The organism is Aureitalea sp. L0-47 (assembly GCF_026126405.1).
Classification (GTDB): Bacteria; Bacteroidota; Bacteroidia; order Flavobacteriales; family Flavobacteriaceae; genus Pukyongia.
Window position 1 is genome coordinate 25,368 of sequence record NZ_JAFMTQ010000019.1, and the last position, 20,859, is coordinate 46,226.

Annotated in this window: 19 protein-coding genes; 14 read left to right on the plus strand and 5 right to left on the minus strand. The window is 43.5% G+C overall.

The window, feature by feature from the left end:
• Nucleotide 1 precedes the first annotated feature (1 nt).
• Nucleotides 2-766 (minus strand): tetratricopeptide repeat protein, encoded by a 765-nt coding sequence (locus J1N09_RS14265; protein ID WP_265200928.1) that lies wholly within the window; start codon nt 764-766, stop codon nt 2-4.
• A 149-nt stretch (nt 767-915) separates the two neighbouring features.
• Here J1N09_RS14265 and recF point away from each other — a divergent pair, with 149 nt between their 5' ends.
• The 5 genes from recF to J1N09_RS14290 all read left to right on the plus strand — a co-directional run bounded on the left by recF (nt 916) and on the right by J1N09_RS14290 (nt 4,111).
• Nucleotides 916-1,995: a DNA replication/repair protein RecF gene (gene recF, locus J1N09_RS14270; RefSeq protein ID WP_265200929.1), complete on the plus strand. Its 1,080-nt coding sequence runs from the start codon at nt 916-918 to the stop codon at nt 1,993-1,995.
• Nucleotides 1,996-2,098: 103 nt separating this feature from the next.
• Nucleotides 2,099-2,515, plus strand: a complete 417-nt coding sequence (locus J1N09_RS14275; protein WP_265200930.1) for a lipocalin family protein — start codon at nt 2,099-2,101, stop codon at nt 2,513-2,515.
• Entirely contained in the window at nt 2,515-3,222 is a 708-nt protein-coding gene (locus J1N09_RS14280) for a DNA alkylation repair protein (protein WP_265200931.1), read from the plus strand. Before J1N09_RS14275 ends, J1N09_RS14280 begins: the two co-directional genes overlap by 1 nt.
• 68 nt (nt 3,223-3,290) lie before the next feature.
• Nucleotides 3,291-3,758, plus strand: a complete 468-nt coding sequence (locus J1N09_RS14285; protein WP_265200932.1) for a hypothetical protein — start codon at nt 3,291-3,293, stop codon at nt 3,756-3,758.
• A gap of 56 nt (nt 3,759-3,814) precedes the next feature.
• Nucleotides 3,815-4,111, plus strand: a complete 297-nt coding sequence (locus J1N09_RS14290) for a DUF721 domain-containing protein (protein ID WP_265200933.1) — start codon at nt 3,815-3,817, stop codon at nt 4,109-4,111.
• Between the two features lie 52 nt (nt 4,112-4,163).
• Here the strand turns inward: J1N09_RS14290 and J1N09_RS14295 are convergent, their stop codons facing one another.
• Nucleotides 4,164-4,583, minus strand: a complete 420-nt coding sequence (locus tag J1N09_RS14295) for a nucleoside-diphosphate kinase (protein WP_265200935.1) — start codon at nt 4,581-4,583, stop codon at nt 4,164-4,166.
• A 65-nt stretch (nt 4,584-4,648) separates the two neighbouring features.
• Complete coding sequence (locus tag J1N09_RS14300; RefSeq protein WP_265200936.1) at nt 4,649-5,701, minus strand: alkaline phosphatase D family protein; 1,053 nt, start codon at nt 5,699-5,701, stop codon at nt 4,649-4,651.
• An 80-nt stretch (nt 5,702-5,781) separates the two neighbouring features.
• On the opposite strand from J1N09_RS14300, the gene J1N09_RS14305 reads away from it, so the two are divergent.
• The 3 genes from J1N09_RS14305 to J1N09_RS14315 are packed head-to-tail and all read left to right on the plus strand — an operon-like array spanning nt 5,782 to nt 8,474.
• On the plus strand, nt 5,782-6,804 hold the full coding sequence (locus J1N09_RS14305) for a DHH family phosphoesterase (protein WP_265200937.1): 1,023 nt from the start codon (nt 5,782-5,784) through the stop codon (nt 6,802-6,804).
• Complete coding sequence (gldI, locus tag J1N09_RS14310; RefSeq protein WP_265200938.1) at nt 6,794-7,345, plus strand: gliding motility-associated peptidyl-prolyl isomerase GldI; 552 nt, start codon at nt 6,794-6,796, stop codon at nt 7,343-7,345. The genes J1N09_RS14305 and gldI overlap by 11 nt, the downstream gene beginning before the upstream one ends.
• A gap of 13 nt (nt 7,346-7,358) precedes the next feature.
• Nucleotides 7,359-8,474: a peptidylprolyl isomerase gene (locus tag J1N09_RS14315; RefSeq protein ID WP_265200939.1), complete on the plus strand. Its 1,116-nt coding sequence runs from the start codon at nt 7,359-7,361 to the stop codon at nt 8,472-8,474.
• 31 nt (nt 8,475-8,505) lie between these two features.
• On the opposite strand, the gene J1N09_RS14320 is transcribed toward J1N09_RS14315, so the two are convergent.
• Nucleotides 8,506-9,966: an aminoacyl-histidine dipeptidase gene (locus J1N09_RS14320; RefSeq protein WP_265200940.1), complete on the minus strand. Its 1,461-nt coding sequence runs from the start codon at nt 9,964-9,966 to the stop codon at nt 8,506-8,508.
• 85 nt (nt 9,967-10,051) lie between these two features.
• Between J1N09_RS14320 and J1N09_RS14325 the strand changes: the two genes are divergently transcribed.
• The 5 genes from J1N09_RS14325 to J1N09_RS14345 all read left to right on the plus strand — a co-directional run bounded on the left by J1N09_RS14325 (nt 10,052) and on the right by J1N09_RS14345 (nt 18,971).
• The gene (locus J1N09_RS14325; RefSeq protein ID WP_265200941.1) at nt 10,052-11,122 is read left to right on the plus strand and encodes a DUF3810 domain-containing protein; all 1,071 of its coding nucleotides are present in this window, start codon (nt 10,052-10,054) and stop codon (nt 11,120-11,122) included.
• Nucleotides 11,123-11,208: 86 nt separating this feature from the next.
• A complete protein-coding gene (locus J1N09_RS14330) occupies nt 11,209-14,169 on the plus strand; it encodes an amidohydrolase family protein (protein WP_265200942.1) in 2,961 nt (986 codons plus the stop codon).
• A 7-nt stretch (nt 14,170-14,176) separates the two neighbouring features.
• On the plus strand, nt 14,177-15,469 hold the full coding sequence (locus J1N09_RS14335) for an amidohydrolase family protein (RefSeq protein ID WP_265200943.1): 1,293 nt from the start codon (nt 14,177-14,179) through the stop codon (nt 15,467-15,469).
• 254 nt (nt 15,470-15,723) lie between these two features.
• A complete protein-coding gene (locus tag J1N09_RS14340) occupies nt 15,724-18,114 on the plus strand; it encodes a glycogen debranching protein (protein WP_265200944.1) in 2,391 nt (796 codons plus the stop codon).
• 8 nt (nt 18,115-18,122) lie between these two features.
• Complete coding sequence (locus tag J1N09_RS14345) at nt 18,123-18,971, plus strand: alpha/beta hydrolase (protein ID WP_265200945.1); 849 nt, start codon at nt 18,123-18,125, stop codon at nt 18,969-18,971.
• A 4-nt stretch (nt 18,972-18,975) separates the two neighbouring features.
• Here the strand turns inward: J1N09_RS14345 and J1N09_RS14350 are convergent, their stop codons facing one another.
• Nucleotides 18,976-19,788, minus strand: coding sequence for a DUF6503 family protein (locus tag J1N09_RS14350; RefSeq protein WP_265200946.1), 813 nt, complete (start codon nt 19,786-19,788; stop codon nt 18,976-18,978).
• A 133-nt stretch (nt 19,789-19,921) separates the two neighbouring features.
• On the opposite strand from J1N09_RS14350, the gene J1N09_RS14355 reads away from it, so the two are divergent.
• The gene (locus tag J1N09_RS14355) at nt 19,922-20,707 is read left to right on the plus strand and encodes a TrmH family RNA methyltransferase (RefSeq protein WP_265200947.1); all 786 of its coding nucleotides are present in this window, start codon (nt 19,922-19,924) and stop codon (nt 20,705-20,707) included.
• Nucleotides 20,708-20,859 lie beyond the last annotated feature (152 nt).

Here is a 20,859-nt window from a genome sequence, read left to right on the forward strand (position 1 = left end):
GCTATTGCATTGCCTCTGCCTGACCAACATAGATCTCGGCTCGAGCCGCTTCAGGTGCATCCGGGTGGTTGTCCTCGATTGTTTTGAAGTGCTTCAAAGCCACATCGGGCTTATTTAATTTAAGTGCGATGATTCCGGCTTTCAGAAGAAAACGAGGAGCCGTAACTCCATTAGCACTCATCGTAGCCGCTTCTTCGTAGTATTTCAGAGCTTCATCGTTTTGATTCAACTGAACAAAAGCATCACCTATAGCCCCTTTGGCAAGTGGGCCTGTCAATTCGTCTTTTCCTTTATACCCGTCCAGGTAGTTAATGGCATTCTGGTAATCATTGAGATTCAGGTAAGCCATTCCTGCATAGTACTTTGCCCTGTTACCGGCACTGGTTCCTCCGTAGTTATCGATGATATCAAGAAAACCATACTTCCCTTCTCCCCCATTCAAAGCAAGGTTATACAACGAGTCGGACGCAGTAGCATTCATTGCCTGCTCATAATATTGTTGTGCCTGGAAGATCTCGTTGGCAGCTTCCGCCTCCTTTGGTTCCTGGATAAATTGCTCGTAACCAATATATCCCAATACACAAATAGCGATGGCTCCAACAACCCCCAAAATGTACTTCTGATTCTTCTCAACCCAAGCCTCCGTTTTGGATGCACCAGTGTCCAGCGTTTTGAACACCTCTGCCGTTGTGCTTCCTTCCTCTATCTTCGCCTCCCGCTCAACTTTGGTTTTTGGTTTGTACCCTCGTTTCTTGTACGTTGCCATAATATCTTTTTTCTGAGGGGCAAAAATATAATTTTTATTAGAAATTTAAAGTGAAAAAAGTGCTTATTTTTCAATAATTTGCAGCCAGTTTTCCCAATTTCTTTGGCCTGAAAGCGACTTTCTAAAATATTCGCAACGCGCTCAGATTTATGATCTTACAGTCTTTGACCTTATTGAACTACAAAAATTTCGAGTCGGAAGCCTTCGACTTCGACCCTAGAATCAACTGTTTTGTGGGGAATAATGGTATTGGGAAGACCAACGTACTTGATGCTATTTATCATCTTTCCTTCGGAAAAAGTTACTTCAATCCTATTACAAGTCAGAATATTAGACATGGTACCGACTTCTTCGTTATAGAAGGCCTTTACGAAAAAGATGAAAAAGATGAAAAGATCGTGGTGAGTGCGAAAAAAGGGCAAAAGAAGATGATCAAACGAAATGGTAAGGCCTATGAGCGCTTTAGCGAACATATTGGATTTTTGCCTGTGGTGATCATTTCACCCGCAGACCGAGACCTCATTATTGAAGGAAGTGAAACCCGCAGGAAATTTATGGATGGCGTGATCTCCCAGGGTGATGCACAGTATCTACGTGACCTGATTACTTACAATAAAGTCCTAGCACAGCGAAATTCCCTGTTGAAATACTTTGCTGCGAACAATACTCACAACCAGGATACCCTCGATATTTACAATGAGCAAATGGATGCCCTGGCAACACCAATTCACGAAAAAAGAAAGGCGTTCCTCGAAGAGTTCACCCCTATCTTCCTTAAGCGTTACGAAACCATCAGCAAACAAAAAGAGGAAGTTGACCTGGTGTATAAGAGTCAGTTGGACGAATCCGGCCTCAAGCAATTGCTCGATGAGAATATCAACAAGGACAGGATCACCCAGTATACCAATTTTGGGATTCACAAGGACGACCTGTTGTTCCAGATCGAAGGCCATCCCGTGAAGAAATTCGGGTCCCAGGGACAGCAAAAAAGTTACCTCATCGCACTAAAATTGGCACAATTCGATTTTCTGAAAAGACACAGCGGTGTGCAACCGATTCTGTTACTGGACGATATTTTCGACAAGCTGGACGAACAGCGGGTTGGGCAGATCATTAGACTCGTGGACGAAGAGAATTTCGGACAACTATTTATCAGCGACACCCACCCGGAGCGAACAGAAGCTGTTGTTAAAGAGGTACATCAATCGTATAAGATGTTCAGACTATAGTGGTTAGTATATTAGTATGTTGGTATTTTAGTACGATAGTTGTCTGTTCGAGTGATCTGCCAGTGGTGGATTGTATCGAGAACCAATGCAAAACTTAATTTTTATGAAGAAACTATTAGTATTGATCGTCCTTTCATTTCTCCTCTCCTGTGGGCAAAACCCCGAAGAGATGAAAACTAAATTAGCCGGATACTGGGTCATTGAAAAAGTTGAAATGCCTGATGGAGCCGAGCGACAATTTCAGATGAGCAACACCATCGATTTCATTGAACTCACCGGCGATTCGGGGGTTCGGAAAAAAGTACAGCCAAGGTTAGACGGTGGATTTACAACCAGTGAATCTGCGGAACGTTTCAAACTAAAAATAGAGAATGATAGCCTGAACGTGTATTACACCACGCCTTACGATAATTGGAAGGAAAGTGTGTTAGAGGCTCGTGACAGCCTGCTAGTGGTTCGGAACAAAGACGGTAAGATCTATACCTACGCTAAATTCAAGGGTTTTTCCTTATCCGAATAATGGAAGAGATTATTTCTGAAATTCGCCGTCGGTTGAATGAGGAGGCTTCTTCAGAAACCAAAAATAATAGTCAGCGATTCTTTAAGGACGAGATCAAGTGCTATGGTGTGCGAAACCCCGCAGTTCACAGTATTGCCAAATCAGCTTTCAAAATATTCAATTCAACAAATAAGCAGGAGATCTTTGCGATATGCGAATCTTTGTTTCAGTCAGGTTACAATGAAGAAGCAATAATAGCGGCAGATTGGACATTTTTCGTAAAACGCAAGTATGAGATATCCGACATTCACATCTTCAAGCGATGGATAGACATGTATATTACCAACTGGGCCAGTTGCGACACCTTTTGCACAAAAAGTATAGGATATTTAATAGATAGATTTCCTGAAACTATTCAGGAGTTAAAGAGTTGGACTTCTTCGGAAAATAGATGGATGCGCAGGGCGGCCGCAGTATCTCTGGTAGCACCCGCCAGGCGAGGGAAGTTTCTACCCGATATCCTGGAAATTGCAAGTATTTTGCTCACAGATGAAGACGATCTGGTTCAGAAAGGTTATGGCTGGATGCTCAAGGAGGCCAGTAAGTCACAGCAGCAGGAAATATTCGACTTTGTAATACAACATAAAGATGAAATGCCACGCACAGCACTAAGGTATGCCATAGAAAAAATGCCTGACGAACGTAAGGCTTTGGCGATGGAAAAGTAATTTCTGGTAAAGGAAATTATTCTCCAACTCACTATCTTTATTCTGTAATCTATTGTATTAATGATCGTATGAATTATAAGAAGTCACAAACCGGATGGCTAATAGTGTTACTACTTGGCCCGATCTTAATCATGTTGTATTTCGCTTATGCGAATCAATGGGGAGACAACCCGCTGCCATTGACCCCATATATCATTATCTCTGCAGTTCTGTTATTTGCTATTGCGCTGTTTTACAAACTTACTATTGAAGTTGACCGGGCTTCTGTTAAGGTGACTTATGGCATTGGGTTGATACGCTTCAAATTTACCATTGATGAACTTCTCGGTACGCAGCTTATAAGAACTCCATGGTATTATGGATATGGAATCAGGATAACTCCTAAAGGCATGTTATATAATATTCAGGGATCTAAGGCGGTGGAAGTAAAATTTTTGTCGAAAGGAAAAAACAAAACGGTACTAATTGGTAGTGCGGAACCTGAAATACTACAGCGGGTCATTGAAGAAAACTTCAAAAAAAGAGGATGGAATTAAGCAGCCTGATGTCTATTTCCCATCGTTAAACAAAACTTTTCCCCTACCTTTACCCTATGCCAAAACGACAAGGTGAAAATACTTCCCTGGGTGAGGTTTTAAAGGAATTCATCCAGGCCAACAGGCTACAAACTGGTCTCGACAAGGTGTCTGTACAGGAGGCCTGGCATTCGGTGATGGGTGAGGCTATTTCAAAGTATACCACTGCTGTGAAATTAGACAGAGAAACGCTGCACGTTAATTTAACCTCTTCTGTTTTACGTGAAGAATTAAGCTATGGAAAAGAAAAGATCATCAAGCTGGTTAATGATGAACTGGGCAAGGACCTCATCAAAAAAATAGTCTTGCGATAAAAAAAACGCCTTTCGATTGAAAGGCGTTTTTAATTTATATAATTTCTACTTATTAAAAAGTATCGCGCCCTGAGAAGTGGAATGCACCTTCGATGGCAGCATTCTCGTCGCTGTCGCTTCCATGGATAGCATTCTCACCTATAGAAGCTGCGTATAATTTACGGATAGTTCCTTCAGCTGCATCGGCAGGATTGGTAGCACCGATCAAAGTTCTGAAATCCTCCACCGCGTTGTCTTTCTCCAGGATGGCTGCAACGATAGGACCTCTGGTCATATATTCTACCAATTCCCCGAAGAACGGACGCTCTTTGTGGATGGCATAGAACTCTTTAGCATCTGCCGTCGTCATATGCGTAAGCTTCATAGCTGCTATACGGAATCCCGCGGAATTGATCTTTTCAAGTATCGCACCGATATGGCCTTTTTCAACGGCATCGGGCTTGATCATGGTAAACGTTCTGTTTGTTCTCATCTGTGTGTTAAAATTTTGTGCAAAAATAGCCATTTGAAAACAGAAACCAAGCAATTAACGTTCATTTAATATTGCTGGGTGAAACGTTCGAAAATAAAGTTATCTTCCCCTCTTATTTCGAAGGTTACCGAATTTTTTTCAAAGTCGAAGAACAACACCCCGAAGTTGAGTCGTTTTATGATGTTACTTACCCGATATTCGTTTCCTTCCGTACTGAAATGCGGCCAGGTATGCGTCATCCCGCTAGTGGTAAAATCCACCAGAGGATAGCCCAATCCCGCGTCTTTATCTACAGAGATCTCTGCCATATGCCTGTCTCCGCTCAGGATCATAATATTTTTTGCCTTAGCATCCTTCAGCATAGACCTCATTTTTTCTACTTCGCCAGGGAAATTCATCCATTTCTCCCAGCCGTGTTCTTTACTTAGAAATTGAATACTACTTATTATAACGGTAAAATCTGCTGAGTCATCTTCAAGTTCCTTCTCCAACCAGTTCCATTGTGTCTCTCCCAGCATAGTCCCTCGGTGGTCCAGGGGCCAATCGTCGTATCGGCGTCCTTTGGTATCACTATTATTTAATTCAGTTCGGAAGTATCGCGTATCCAGCGAAATTAGTTTGATACTACCATTCTCGGTATCGATAATTCTGGAATAGTACACCCCTTCCCTGCTTCTCCTCGGGTCATCATTCGAAACATCCAGGAAGTCGAGCAGGATGTTCTTGGCTTCGTCTTTCTTTTCCCATTCCGCTCCGGCATCATTCTTTCCATAATCATGATCATCCCACGTCCCTTCGATCTCGGCCTGCGCCGCTATCTCAGTATAAAATTCATTCGACTTCACCTTTTCGTAGTCGGACTTCATTTTAGCCATGTCATCGGTATCCGCATACACATTGTCCCCTCCCCAAACAAACATATCAGGTGACACCTCTAAAATGGGCTGCCATAGTGGTTGCGGCCTATCCTGGTGATTACAACTGGCGAATACCATTACGTAATCCGCAGCTTGGTTCAATTCCTGGTCGTTATTTAAATTCTCAGCAGAGTTTACTTCTTGTTTTTCAGCACAGGATAGCAACAGAAACAAGGAAAAAATGGTGGCGATGGCTTTCATAAGATCAGCGATTAAGTTTAGGTCAAATTTAAGGAAATTGGACATGAAATTCGTATTAAGAAATTGTATCTTAGCCGCCTATGAATGAGGCCACCACTGCCAAAGTCAGGCAGCTTCTCGCTGTCCCTAAGAAAATTGTTGTTGTGGGTCACAAGAATCCCGACGGAGATGCCGTTGGTTCTTGCCTGGCGCTCGCGAAGGTGTTGAAAACCATGGGACACCATCCACAGGTGATCATGCCGAACGACTTCCCAAATTTTCTGAAATGGCTCCCGGATTGGGAAAGTATTTTAATTTACGACAAGAATGTGGATTCGAGCAATGCACTAATAGCTTCGGCCGAAATAATATGCACTCTTGATTTTAATGCCCTGAATCGTACAGGCGAAATGGAAGAGGCTCTTGAAAATGCTTCTGCCGACTTCATCCTTATTGACCACCATCAACAACCGGACGATTTTGCAGTAGTTCAGTACAGTGATACCAGTATGAGTTCCACTTGTGAGATGGTATATCACTTTCTGAAGGCATTGGATGCGGATCAACTGATTACTTCGGAAGTTTCTACACAATTATACACCGGGATAATGACGGACACCGGCTCATTTCGTTTTCCGGCTACCACCGCCACCACTCACAAGGTTATAGCAAAACTGATCGAATGTGGCGCAAAAAATTCAGAAATACATCAGAATATTTATGATACCAATACTCCGGATCGTCTGGCACTGCTTGGTGTGGCGCTTCGGAATATGAAGATCTTACCGGAATTTAGAGCAGCCTACATTACCTTATCTCAAAAGGAGTTGGACGATCACAACTTCCGGAAGGGCGACACAGAAGGATTTGTGAATTACGCCCTGTCCTTAGCCGGGGTGGTTTTTGCCGTCATATTCATTGAAAACAAACAGGAGAAGATAATCAAGATCTCTTTCAGGAGTAAAGGTGATTTCTCGGTGAATGAATTCGCCAGGAAATATTTCAATGGAGGTGGACATACAAATGCCGCGGGTGGCCGCTCCACAGACTCTTTAGCGAAAACTATTCGCTATTTTATTAGTATATTGCCGTCCCATAAAAATGAGCTTTCCCATGAATCCTAGATCTTTACTAATCATCGCGACAGGGATTTTTGCGCTTGTTTCCTGTAAAACACCGGAAGCACGCAGGCCGGTTCAGCAAAGTTCCGGAAGCTTCATTAAGCAGTCTGCAGAAAGAAACAAGGTTCTTTACAAAAAAGAAGAAGAGCGAATCGCTACCATCATGGAGGCCAATCCCGAGCAGGAGTACTTATCGTCTCCCAGTGGATTCTGGTACTATTACAATATCAAAGACAGCCTTGACATCCCAACACCTGAATACGGTGATATCGTGACCTTTACATACGATGTAAGATCATTAGAAGGCACCTCCATACTCACCGAAAGTGAAACCGGTTTGCAAATCTATAAAATAGACCAATCCAACCAGGATCTGATCTCCGGGTTAAGGGATGGGGTTAAACTTATGAAGGTAGGTGAACAGGTTACGTTCCTGTTTCCGTCCTATAAGGCATATGGTTACTACGGATTACAAGATAAATTGGGTACTAATGTTCCCATCCAAAGTACTGTTACTCTGAAATCAATTCAACAATCACAATAAATCTATATTTAAAATGAAGAAACTTTCCCTGTTATTGGTCCTTGCATTAGCTTTGGTCGTAACAACTGCATGTGAGGATAAGTATCCGGATCTTCCGGAAGGTGTTTATGCAGAATTCGTAACGAATAAAGGAACTTTTGTTGCAAAGCTCTACAACGAACAAACGCCAATTACCACTGCCAATTTTGTCACACTCGCCGAAGGTACCAACGATTTAGTAGACTCCGTTTATCTGGGCAAGCCTTATTTCAACGGGCTTATCTTTCACAGAGTGATCAAGGATTTCATGATCCAGGGTGGTGATCCTAATGGTGATGGGTCCGGTAGTCCTGGTTATCGTTTTCCGGACGAATTCGTGGATAGCCTAAAACACGATCGCAAAGGAATACTTTCCATGGCTAATTCGGGTCCCGAAACAAACGGGAGTCAATTCTTTATTACTCTTAAAGAAACACCCTGGCTGGATAATAAACACACAGTTTTTGGTGAAATCGTCTTAGGACAAGAGATTGTGGACACTATTGGTGTAACTCCAACTACTAAGCCAGGTGATAAACCCGTTGACGATGTAGTAATGCAAGAGGTAAATATTATCAAGAGAGGTAATGTTTCAGTTATCGCCTTTGCTGAAGAGATGCGACGGGTCGAAGCTGAAAGAGAAGAAGCTCGCAAGAAACTGGAGAGACTGGCGATTGATAAAGCCGTTTCCTTTGTAAATATGAAGCAGGAAGCTGAAACTTCAGAAACCGGACTTCAATATTTGTTCCAGGTAAGAGGCGAGGGTCCAAAACCGAAAGATGGTGAAGACATGTTGATCAATTATACTGGTTACTTCACTAACGGGCAGATGTTCAATACGAGCTATATGGAAGTTGCGGAATTATATCAAAATGTAAATCCGGGTAAGAGAGACAGAGGTCAATACACTCCTATAGTCACCAACACTAATGATCCACGTCTTATCCCTGGATTCAGAGAGGCATTACAGCTGTTACGTGTAGGTGATAAAATTACAGTTTTCATCCCTTCACACCTTGGATACGGAGAAGCTGGCAACAGGCCAATAATCCCGCCAAACACAGACTTGATCTTCGAATTGGAGTTACTTCCAAACGAAACAAACGAATAAATAAAAGCCCGGTTCAACCGGGCTTTTTCTTTTATGAAACCTTTTCGGGAATGTTCTCCAAGATCTCGAGGACGAACTTCCAGAATTTATGTGTGGAAGAAATACTGGCTCTTTCATCTGGCGAGTGAGCTCCCTTGATGGTTGGACCAAATGAGATCATATCCATTCCCGGGTAATTCTGGCCCAGGATACCACATTCTAATCCTGCGTGACATGCTGCTACATTAGCCTTTTCACCGTTCATCTCTTCGTAAAGTTTGTCCATTACTTTCAGAATGGGGCTATCCATGTTTGGTGCCCAACCCGGATACGAACCTGTAAAGGACACTTCATAGCCGGAGAGCTCAAAGGCAGCTCGTAAGGATTCTGCCTGGTCGAACTTTGAAGATTCTACTGAGGATCGTGTTAAGTTGTCAATCTGTATTTTTCCTTCGGAAACCATCACCTTGGCAATGTTGTTTGAAGTTTCAACTAGATCGGCTATAGCGGGGCTCATTCTGAACACTCCGTTATCCGCCGTGTGCAAACTTCGAAGCAATTTCATTTTATCTTCGGAAGACATCACCGCCGAAGGTACTGCTGTTTCCACAGTTGCTATTGAAAGCTCCTGCTCCAGCAATTTGTATTCATTCAGAATTGCCTCCTTCATAGTATTGAAAGTAGAGAGGAAACCTTCTTCAGCATCATTGGGAACCACCACAACAGCAAGACTCTCCCGGGGTATCGCGTTTCTAAGGCTTCCACCTTTGATCTCTGAAAGTTCCATGTAATTGGCAGTGGTATAAAGCAGACGGTTCATCATCTTATTAGCATTTCCCAGCCCTTTGTCGATATCCATACCACTGTGACCACCCTGAAGGCCTTTTACTTTGATGGTGTATCCTTTCGAATTCCCAGGAGCAGCCACACTTTGGTAGGTGCCTCTGGCAGTAACATCAACACCACCAGCGCAACCCACACCTATTTCGTCATCTTCTTCAGTATCGAGGTTAAGTAGGATCTCTCCTTTCAGCACACCTCCCTGCAATTCCATAGCGCCTGTCATTCCGGTTTCTTCATCAATGGTAAAAAGAGCTTCCAGATCCGGGTGTGGAATAGAATCACTTGCCAGGACTGCCATAATGGTTGCAACACCCAGGCCGTTGTCCGCTCCCAGCGTTGTGCCGTTGGCTCTCACCCAATCGCCGTCGATCAACATCTGTATTCCCTGGGTATCAAAATCGAATTCCGTATCGTTGTTCTTCTGATGTACCATGTCGAGGTGCGACTGCATGACGATGGCTTTTCGGTTCTCCATACCTGGAGTTGCCGGCTTTCGGATGATCACATTTCCGATGTGATCGACAACAGTTTCAAGATTCAGATTTTCTCCAAATTCCTTCATAAAGGCAATTACTCTTTCTTCCTTCTTGGAAGGTCTGGGAACCGCGTTGAGATCGGCAAAATAAGACCAAACTTCCTTGGGTTCGAGTTGGCGTATAGCTTCGTTCATTTCAGTATAATTTACACTTCAAATTTAAGGTTTTCAGAAGGGGAGAAAAAATATTAGATACAAGAATTCTTTGTATGTTTGGCACATGCCCAAAAAGAGGACAAGACTCATACTCGCCCTACTGCTGCCAGCTCAAATACTGCTGCTCCAGTTGTTGAAATTCTTCCCTGAGTTTGTAGAAACCTATTATAGCAGAGGGTTTTATCCAATCCTTTCCAAAGCATCCCGATACCTTTTTGGATGGATCCCCTTTTCCCTGGGGGATCTGTTCTACTTGCTAATAGGTATAATGGCGATTCGTTGGCTGATAAAGAATTTCAGACGATTATGGACAGAGCCCGTCCGTTTCCTAATTGATATAGTTGCTACCGTATCCATAGTTTATTTCATGTTCCATATACTCTGGGGACTCAATTATTACAGACAGCCTTTACACAAGACATTAGATCTGGACTACGACTATACCACAGAGCAATTGATTGAAACAACGAAACGACTAATTACAAAGTCGAACAACATGCACCGTGAGCTTGGTTACGCAGATAGTGTGAAAATCGACCTGCCTTATTCTCAAAAGGAGATCTTTAAAAAATCCCTGGATGGCTATGAGACTCTTTCAAAACAATACCCGGATCTGGCGTACAGTCCGAAAAGCCTTAAAAAAAGTGGTTGGAGCCTGGGGCTCACTTACATGGGATACAGCGGATACTACAACCCTTTTTCGGGAGAAGCACAGGTGAACAACCTCATTAAAACCTACAAATTCCCTGTTGTAAGTTGCCATGAAGAGGCTCACCAAATTGGCTTTGCCGCTGAGAATGAGGCAAATTTCATTGCTACCCTTGCCACAATTAATAATAGTGATCCCTACATACAGTACAGTGGATATATTTTTGCGCTTCGATACTGTGTGAACGAGATAGCGAGAAGGGATATTGACACTTATCACCAATTGATTGAGACTATTAATCCGGGGATATTGGCGAGCTATAAAGAAATGCGGGATTTCTGGCTGAGCTACGAAAATCCCTTTGAAAATATATCCAAGGGTTTTTGGGACCAGTTTCTGAAAGCAAATAACCAATCCAAAGGGATCATGAGTTACAGCTATATGGTGGCCCTGGTGGTGAACTACTTCGAAGACCGTCGGTTCTAGGGGTTTTCGGCTGTTAAAGGAAGGTTAAGAATTCAATACTTGCGATATCGCTTCCTTATCTTTAGCTTCTTTAATAAATCAACCAAATGAAAAAACACTATCTATTCTTAGTGGTGTTCTTCGCTTTTACTTTTGTTCACGCACAGGAATATTTTCCCAAAAATGACGGGGTAAAAGAGAAAAATACCAACTTCACTGCATTTACAAATGCCACAATTTACATTACTCCATCTCAGAAAATAGAGAATGGAACCTTACTCATCCGGGATGGAAAAGTAGTTGCTGCTGGTAAATCGGTTAGAATTCCCGGCAATGCCGTGACCACCAACCTTGATGGTAAATACATTTATCCTTCTTTCATAGATGCGTACACGGGCTTTGGAGTCGAAAAACCAAAACGAGCTGAAGGCCGGGGTAGGTCACCTCAGTATGATCCTTCCCGAGAAGGATTCTACTGGAACGACCATATCAAGTCGGAGCAGCAGGCCATTTCTAAGTTCAAATACGATAAGAAGAAAGCCGGTGATTTCCGAAAGGCCGGATTTGGAGTTCTGAATACTCACGTAATGGATGGAATTGCCAGGGGAACAGGAGTTCTTGTAGCGCTGAACGATGAAGACGACGCCGCAACACGCATCCTGGACGATGCTTCCGCTCAATTCTTTTCGTTCGATAAAAGTGTTACCAGCCGACAGTCATACCCTTCTTCCCTTATGGGTTCCTTGGCGCTACTTCGTCAGCTTCACTGGGATTTGGATTGGTACGAAAAAGGCAACTCTACTACCCGGGACAGGTCTTTGGAAGCTCTATTGGCCAACAAAGGACTCCCCGCAATCATAGAGGCGGGTGACAAAGGCAACAATTTAAGAGCCGATAAGATCAGTGATCAGTTCAATCGCAACTACATCATCGTTGGTGGTGGAGATGAGTATGAACTAATAGACGAGATCAAAGCGACGAATGCGAATTACATCATTCCTATCAATTTTCCCGATGCGTACGATGTAAGTGATCCGTTTGCGACAAAATATATTTCTCTTGAAGATATGCGTAACTGGAACCAGGCGCCGGGCAATCCTAAGGCCCTGACGGATAAAGGTGTGAATTTCGCATTAACTACTTTTGAATTGAAGTCACCTTCAGCCTTCAAAGGGAAGTTAATGAAGGCATTCGAATACGGCTACGACAAGACAAAAGCACTAGAGGCGCTAACTACCGTGCCGGCAGCAATACTGGGAAAAAGTGACGAAATAGGCACATTAGAAAAAGGAAAGTACGCCAACTTCCTGATTACCTCGGGACCTGTTTTTGAAAAAGAGACAACGCTCTACGAGAACTGGGTTCAGGGACGTAAACATGTGATCAATAACATGACCCAGAAGGACATTCGTGGAAAGTACAATTTAAATGGCGGAGGAAAGACCTATGAATTGACCTTGTCCGGGGAAGCTTCTAAACCTAAGGCAGAAGTGAAACTGGGAGAGAAAAAATTTCCAGCCAAACTCGAGTATAAAGATAACTGGCTCACCTTGTCCTTTAAGGATGATGAAAAGGGAGAATCGTATCGCACTAATGCAGTTATTCCCTCGGAGGGAAGCTCTTTCTCAGGAAAAATGGTTTTGCCTAGCGGAGTAGAGACTAGATTTAGCGCATCCAGAACCGGCGAGGCAGACCCTTCAGAAAAGAATGAAAAGAAAGATGAAAATGAAGCTCCTGAAATAGTTGCGGTTACCTATCCGAATGTGAGCTACGGATTCAAGTCGAAGCCCAGACCGCAAAACATGCTGTTTAAAAATGCAACCGTATGGACCGGTGAAGATGCAGGAGTTCTTAATAATACAGATGTTCTGGTTAAAAATGGAAAGATCGTTCAGGTAGGCAAAAACCTAAGCGCGTCAGGTGCTTTGGTGGTAGATGCCACAGGTAAACACCTTACAGCAGGTGTTATTGATGAGCATTCTCATATTGCGGCATTGTCCATTAACGAGTCGGGGCAGAATTCATCTGCAGAAGTATCCATAGAAGACGTTGTGGATCCCGAAGATATAGGCATCTACCGAAACCTCGCGGGCGGTGTTACATCCATACAGGTCCTTCACGGTTCGGCTAATCCAATTGGTGGGCGTTCTGCTATCTTAAAACTAAAATGGGGTGAGAGTGCCGATAAACTTATCTACGACAACAGTCCGAAGTTTATCAAATTCGCTCTGGGTGAAAACGTGAAACAATCGAACTGGGAAAGTTATTCGCGATTCCCTCAAACCCGTATGGGTGTGGAACAGCTGTATGTAAACTACTTCAACCGTGCCAAAGAATATGAAGCGAAAAAGAAAAGTGGACAACCCTACCGCTATGATGAAGAGATGGAAGTACTTGTTGAAATACTGAATGGCGAGCGCTTCATAAGTTGTCACTCCTATGTACAGAGTGAGATCAATATGTTGATGAAAGTTGCCGAGAAATTCAATTTCCGGGTGAACACGTTCACGCACATATTGGAAGGTTACAAGGTTGCAGATAAAATGGCGGCCCACGGTGTTGGCGGCTCTACCTTCAGTGACTGGTGGGCTTATAAATACGAAGTGAATGATGCCATTCCTTATAATGCGGCAATCATGGCGAGCCAGGGAGTGACTGTTGCCATCAACAGTGACGACTCAGAAATGTCCCGAAGGTTGAACCAGGAAGCGGCCAAAGGTGTAAAATATGGTGGAATGAGCGAAGAAGAAGCCTGGAAGATGGTAACCATCAATCCGGCTAAATTGCTACATATTGACGACAGAACCGGAAGTATCAAGGAAGGTAAAGACGCCGATCTTGTGCTGTGGAGCGATCATCCGCTTTCGGTATATGCAAAAGCTGAGAAGACCATCATCGATGGAACTGTTTATTTCGACATAGAACAAGACAAGGCAAAGCGACAGGCAATCAAAACTGAACGCACCAAGCTTATCAACATGATGCTTTCAGAAAAAAACGGAGGCGCAAAAACGAGACCTCCGAAAGGAAAAGACAAGATTCGTTTTGAATGTGAAACCATAAACTAATCCAACCATGAAAACAGTTAAACAAATTTTAGTAGCCTTAGTTGTGAGTGTTGGATTACAGACATTCGCGCAACAGACACCGGCCCCGGCTCAATCGGAGGCCATAACCATAACAGGTGCCGCCGCTCATATAGGTAACGGCTCTGTGATCGAGAACAGCGTGATCGTATTCGAAGATGGCGTTATTACTGCCATTGGCGGTTCAGGAACAGCCACGAAAGGAAGAGTAATAAATGCCACTGGAAAACATGTTTATCCGGGGTTCATTGCTCCCGGGAAGTCGCTGGGACTGGTAGAAGTAAATGCCGTAAGAGCGAGTAACGACCAGGATGAGATAGGGAATTTCATCCCAAATATACGTTCGCTTATCGCCTACAATGCGGAAAGCCGTGTGGTAGAGAGTATGCGTCCTAATGGGGTGCTATTGAGCCAGATAAGCCCAAAAGGTGGTAGGATCTCAGGGACCTCATCCATTGTGCAATTCGACGCATGGAACTGGGAAGACGCCGCTGTTAAAGTAGACGACGGCATCCACATGAACTGGCCGGGTAGCTTCTCCAGAGGGAGATGGTGGCTGGGTGAACCAAGAGGATGGAAACCGAATAAGAACTACAGTTCCAACCTCAGTGAAATAAGAGATTATCTGCGAAACTCGAAAGCCTATGGTATGAGCTCTAAGGAATCAATGAACGAAGGTTTTGAAGCCATGCAGGGATTGTTCGACGGCAGCAAGAAGTTATACATATACACCCAGGGAGAAAAAGAAATGACCGATGCAGTGACCCTGGTAAAGGAAGAAGGTGTGAAGGATGTGGTTATCGTAGGTGGTTATGAAGCTTATAAGATCATTCCATTCCTAAAACAACACAATATTCCTGTTTTAGTACGACAAACTCATTCTCTACCACTAAGGGCAGATGATGATTACGATTTACCTTTCAGACTACCTAAAATGCTTGTGGACGGAGGTTTATTAGTGGGGTTGCAGAATGCCAGTATGTCTAATTTCCAAACGAGAAACTTACCCTTCTATGCGGGTCAGCTAGTAGGTCAGGGTATGGATAAGGAGACAGCTCTGCAATTGATCACAGGAAATACCGCCAAAATCCTTGGGATAGATGACGCCTACGGTACACTGGAAACAGGGAAAAGTGCTACGCTATTTGTGAGCGAAGGAGATGCCCTGGATATGCGAACCAACCAGCTTTCCCATGCCTTTATCGATGGTAGGGAAATTTCCCTTGAAACCCACCAAACCGAGCTATGGCAACGGTATATGGAGAAATACTCACGTAAATAAAAGTAAATGCAAAGGCGGCCTTCGGGCCGCTTTTTTATTGAATTATTAGTTTTTCTGAAAATGATCCAAAGTAATTATCTTTATTGCTTAAGTTCTTAATATTCAGAAATGACCGAAAGAGAAAAGATCATTGAATGTATAAACAAGCTCTTTGTTTATACCGATGAACAAAATTGGAATGGCGAATACACTCCATGAAAAACAACCTTAAATACACCCAGGGCAATATGCTCCTTGATTAAACTCTTCACCTTATGAAAAAACAGCTGTTGGTTTTTGGGGCGATACTGCTTATTGCTGCTTCCTGTAATAAGGAAGAAAAGCAACTGTCCATTGCTGAAATCTTAAAGGACAGTCCCAGCATAGAAGGAAAAAAAGAATATTTGGCTTCACCCTATGTCACTGCGGGAGACCGGGTTTATATGGTAGGACAGCAGGACGGATCTTTTCCTGAATTAGGCTGGCATATCCAGGGTGAAATGAGTGGAATCTGGAACCATCCAATCAAATTAATGGATGGTTTTGAGATCGATATCATGGTAGACAGCACCCTGACGCGCTTAAACAAGGCTTCAAAATTCACCAATTTTCCCTACGCGAATCAACACGAATTTGACCTTAAGGAAATAGGCCTTAGTGCAACACGATCACAATTTGTTCCCGACGGAAAGCAAGGATTGGTGGTTCAGGTTGCAATTACCAATAGTGAATCCACCGCTAAAGATTTAAAGATCAGTTATCGGGCAAATGTTGATCTTCGGCCTACCTGGCTGGGAGAGCGCACCGAAATGAATGATGAAAGTGATACAGGTACGTATAACGCCATTGAAGAAACTATGACATTTAAGGATGGTGGCAATCCCTGGTATGTGAAATTCGGTGCGGATGTCAAGGCCACCACTGAAGCTTTTATGGCCCCTAACTACAAAGGAAAAGGTCAGGGTGGATTGCTGAATTACGAGCTGCCTCTAGGTGCAAACGAAACAAAGACCATTTCATTCTTTATAGCCGGTTCCTACCAATCAGAAAATGATTTGAACGCTACTTATAAGCAAATCAGTTCGAACTATGGCCGAATGATCAGGGCAAAAAAAGAACGCTATGAAGGCCTGGCAAGGCAAACGAAACTCACCGTGCCGGATAAAGAAATTGAACAAGCATTCGAATGGGTGAAGTACAACTGCGACTGGCTGGTTCGTTCTGTTCCCGAAGTGGGTACTGGTATCGGTGCCGGTATCCCCGATTATCCCTGGTGGTTCGGAGTGGATAGCGAATACGCACTGCAAGGCTATATGGCAATCGGTCAAAGAGATGCGGTTTACAATACGATTAAATTGCTGGACAGTGTTTCTGAAGCAGTAAATGGCAACGGCCGGATCATACATGAGATGTCTACCAACGGGGCAGTGTTTAATCCCGGGAACATCAATGAAACTCCCCAGTACGCAACCCTTATCTGGAAGATCTATCAATGGAATGGTGACAAGGAATTCCTCCAAAAATATTTCCCAACGATTAAAAAAGGGCTTAACTGGCTGATGACAGAAAAGGACGCCGATGGAAACCTATTCCCCGATGGTTTCGGGATGATGGAGATCCACGGACTCGACAGCGAGATGATCGATGTAGCCGCATACACCCAAAAAGCATTCAAGGATGCATCCTACATAGCTGATGCTCTGGGAGACTACAAATTAGCACAGGAGTATTTCGAGAAAGCCGAAGCAATTCAGAAGAAAATAAATGAAGAGTTCTGGAGTGAGGAGTTCAGATCGTACGCAGATTTCATCGGCACGGACGAACAGGCCCTTCATCTTATCGAAGATGCTATTGTAAGGGCAGACACTCTCGGCAAGCCCTGGGCCGTTGAAGAATTGAAACAAACAAGAGAGGCCATTAAAAAGAATCCTTCGTCTACAGCGCGGCCTTTTGTGCTCCACCATAACTGGGTGGTGAATACCCCAATGGAAGTTGGGTTGGCGACCGACGATAAAGCACAGCTAGCCCTGGTCACCGCAGAAAAATATGTAAATCCTTTTGGTGTATTTGTGACGGGGATAGACAGGGACGAGTCGGCAGGATCTGATGACGGTTCTTTCAAGGGGAGCAAGATATTCTCCTATACCGGTGCAGTGATGACCCTGCCCACAGGCGTACAGATCGTTTCTGAAAATAACTACGGAAGGCCTGATAAGGCCCTGAATTACCTTAAACGTATGACGCGCTCTTTCAGTTACGCCCTGCCCGGAAGTATTTACGAAGTTTCCCCGGATTACGGTATGATGACCCAGGCCTGGAATGTGTATAGTTATGCCGTTCCCATTGTGGAACAATTCTTCGGAATTCGCCCGGACGCCGCTAATAAAAAGGTAGTAATAGAACCAAAGCTGCCGTCCACCTGGAAGGTAGCTGCTTTGGAAAATGTACCCATTGGGGATAATGAGGTTTCTGTTTTCATTTCAGAAGGAAAAATAAAACTAATTCAAACTAAAAACGACTGGCTCGTCGAACTACGACTACCGATGACGGAAGATTCACAGATAAATCCTATTTTGGGTGAGGTCGATATAACGGAAGATTCCGAAGCAGGGGTCTATATAGTGAAATCGGTGAATGCCATGATTGAAGTTAATTACAACAACTAATCACCACCATGTACAAAGTCCTGTCTGCCCTATTTCTAATTGTCTTTATAGTTGGGTGTACTGATAATGATACTGAAATTAATAGTGAGGTTTATTCAGAAAGCCTTTATTCCGACATTCTCAAAAAAGAGATTCAATACAACCTCTATATTACGCATCGTGAGATGAAGAACATTCAGATGGAATCTCACATTATCTATTTACTTCACGGTCATGGTGGAGATCATAACGACTGGTTCCAGGAGGAAGAAGGAAATGTCGCTACATTGCTAGATTCTCTTTTTGTAATGGATGCGATTCCTCCACTAATCGCAGTTAGTATCAGTGCTGGAAATTCATGGTACGTGGATAGCGTAGAATCCATGGAGACCTTCTATTTGCAGGAGTTTATTCAAGAATTCGAGGAGCTGTATAACCTCAACCCCACGCGAAGAATTATCGCAGGTAATTCAGCTGGAGGCTATGGGACATTGCGTTTTTCGCTAGGGCGGCCTGAGTTATTTGAAAGCGTTATATTACTTAGCCCCGCGGCTTATGAGCCACTGCCACCGGCCGTTTCCTCCTCCCGGAAAGTAGAAGCCTTTGCAAAGGATGGAAATTTCAATGATTCTATATGGCGATCGTATTCGTACACCCGTCGAATCGAATCCTTTCTTCAGAAAAAACAAAAACCGAAATTCTACCTGTCGGTGGGCGATGACGACAATTACAATATCGTCCCTGTGGTATCAAAGCTTCAGCAATTATTTCTTGAAAACAATGTCCCTAATGAACTCAGGGTCATGGATGGAGGACATGACTGGACCTTCTGGAAGAAGTCCTTTGCAAATTTTCTTACGGAAATTTATACTGAATAAAATATTAATTCCTAATCACCTTAGTAGCACCCTCAGGCATTTCGAAAAAAGAGTCATTGATCTCAGTTTCTGAAAGCGTAACATTTTCGAAGTTTCGGTAATTCCGCGCCTGTATGGGTTTCCCATCCTGAATTGTATACCAGGTGAGGGTTTTTGGCAGCTTTAAACCGTTGACTTCCTGCCATTCGGAGTATTTGATATAGCGCCAGTCTTTGTTGGGCTGATCATCATTATAGGTCACTGTATACGCCAACCAGGTCATCATGTGGGTTTCGGGATGATAATAGAGAATATATTCGTCCTTAGATGAGTTACCAACTCCTTCGTTATAGCTAATCCTAATTCCCTCGAACACCTCACCTTCCAGCTCGGTAGCTTTTAATTCTTCATAGATAATACCTTCATCGGCCAGGACAAAGGGCATTGCGTAGAAATAGAACATTAGATTATAGTAGAACACAGGGTCACCTCGATACGCGTTTTGCGATTGTTCAAGTTTCCACACCTCGTTCCCATCAAAACCAATTGCCCATTGCTCGGCTTCGATCTTTGTTCTTCGATCCTTTAACGATATAGTATGTGTTTCAACTTTGTTTTGGTTTAACATGTCAAAAGTAAGGCTGCGCATATCAATCCATTGATCGATCCTTCCATGCGCTCTGAAGACCTGTTTCAATGAAACCGGATAGTCCAAAGCAGTTTTGTTTATATCGGAAATAGAAACTGTGTCGTGAATCACGGATTGATCATCTCTCTTTTGCTCATTGCAGGAGATATATAGCAAGCATACTACTAAAAGCAGACGGAGAGGATTCATTTAAGTCGGGTTTGAATGATAAATATAACAAACCAATAGCTTAGACTAAAATAATTATAAAAGGTTTAATATTTTGGAATCGCATGCCTTCAGTAAATAATTTGGCAACAAAATACTTCCGTACCTTTACCACATGATCAAATCCATTACCAGCCTTCAAAACCCCCTTGTAAAGCAGGTGATCCAACTCCTGGATAAGTCCCGGGAGCGCAGGAAAACAGGACTATTTGTTGCAGAGGGTAATCGGGAGATCGAATTGGCCCAAAAGGGTGGGTATTCAATGGAGACCGTAATGATCTGTCCTGAAATTTACGGTGAAATTCCTTCGGAAATGGATACAGAAAACCTAATTAACATTAGTATCGAGGTATATCAGAAACTGGCCTACCGAAAGACCACCGAGGGAATAATTGCAATACTGAAAACCAAAGTACACAATCTAGAAACGCTTCAGCTTAGAGATAATCCGCTCATACTTGTAGCCGAAGCCCCTGAAAAACCCGGAAATATCGGTGCGCTGCTTCGAACCGCGGACGCAGCCAACCTGGACGCGGTGATTATCGCAAATCCGAGAACGGACCTGTACAACCCCAACATCATACGAAGTAGTGTGGGCTGTCTCTTTACGAGACAAATAGCAACAGGAAGTACAGAGGAGATCATTTCATTTCTGAAAAAAAAGAACATTTCTATCTTTTCTGCGGCTCTTCAGGCATCGAAGCCATATCACAATTGCGACTATACCAATGCCACTGCTATCGTGGTTGGTACGGAAGCCGACGGACTTTCGGAAAAATGGCTGGAAAACAGCGACCAGAATATCATCATTCCCATGCGCGGTGAGATCGACAGCATGAATGTATCCGTAGCAGCAGGAATCCTTATCTTTGAGGCTGGCCGACAACGGAATTTTGAGTAAGTTCAGTGAGCAGTGAGCAGTGAGCAGTGAGCAGTGAGCAGTGAGCAGTGAGCAGTGAGCAGTTAGCAGTTAGCAGTTAGCAGTTAGCAGTTAGCAGTTAGCAGTTAGCAGTTAGCAGTTAGCAGTTAGCAGTTAGCAGTTAGCAGTTAGCA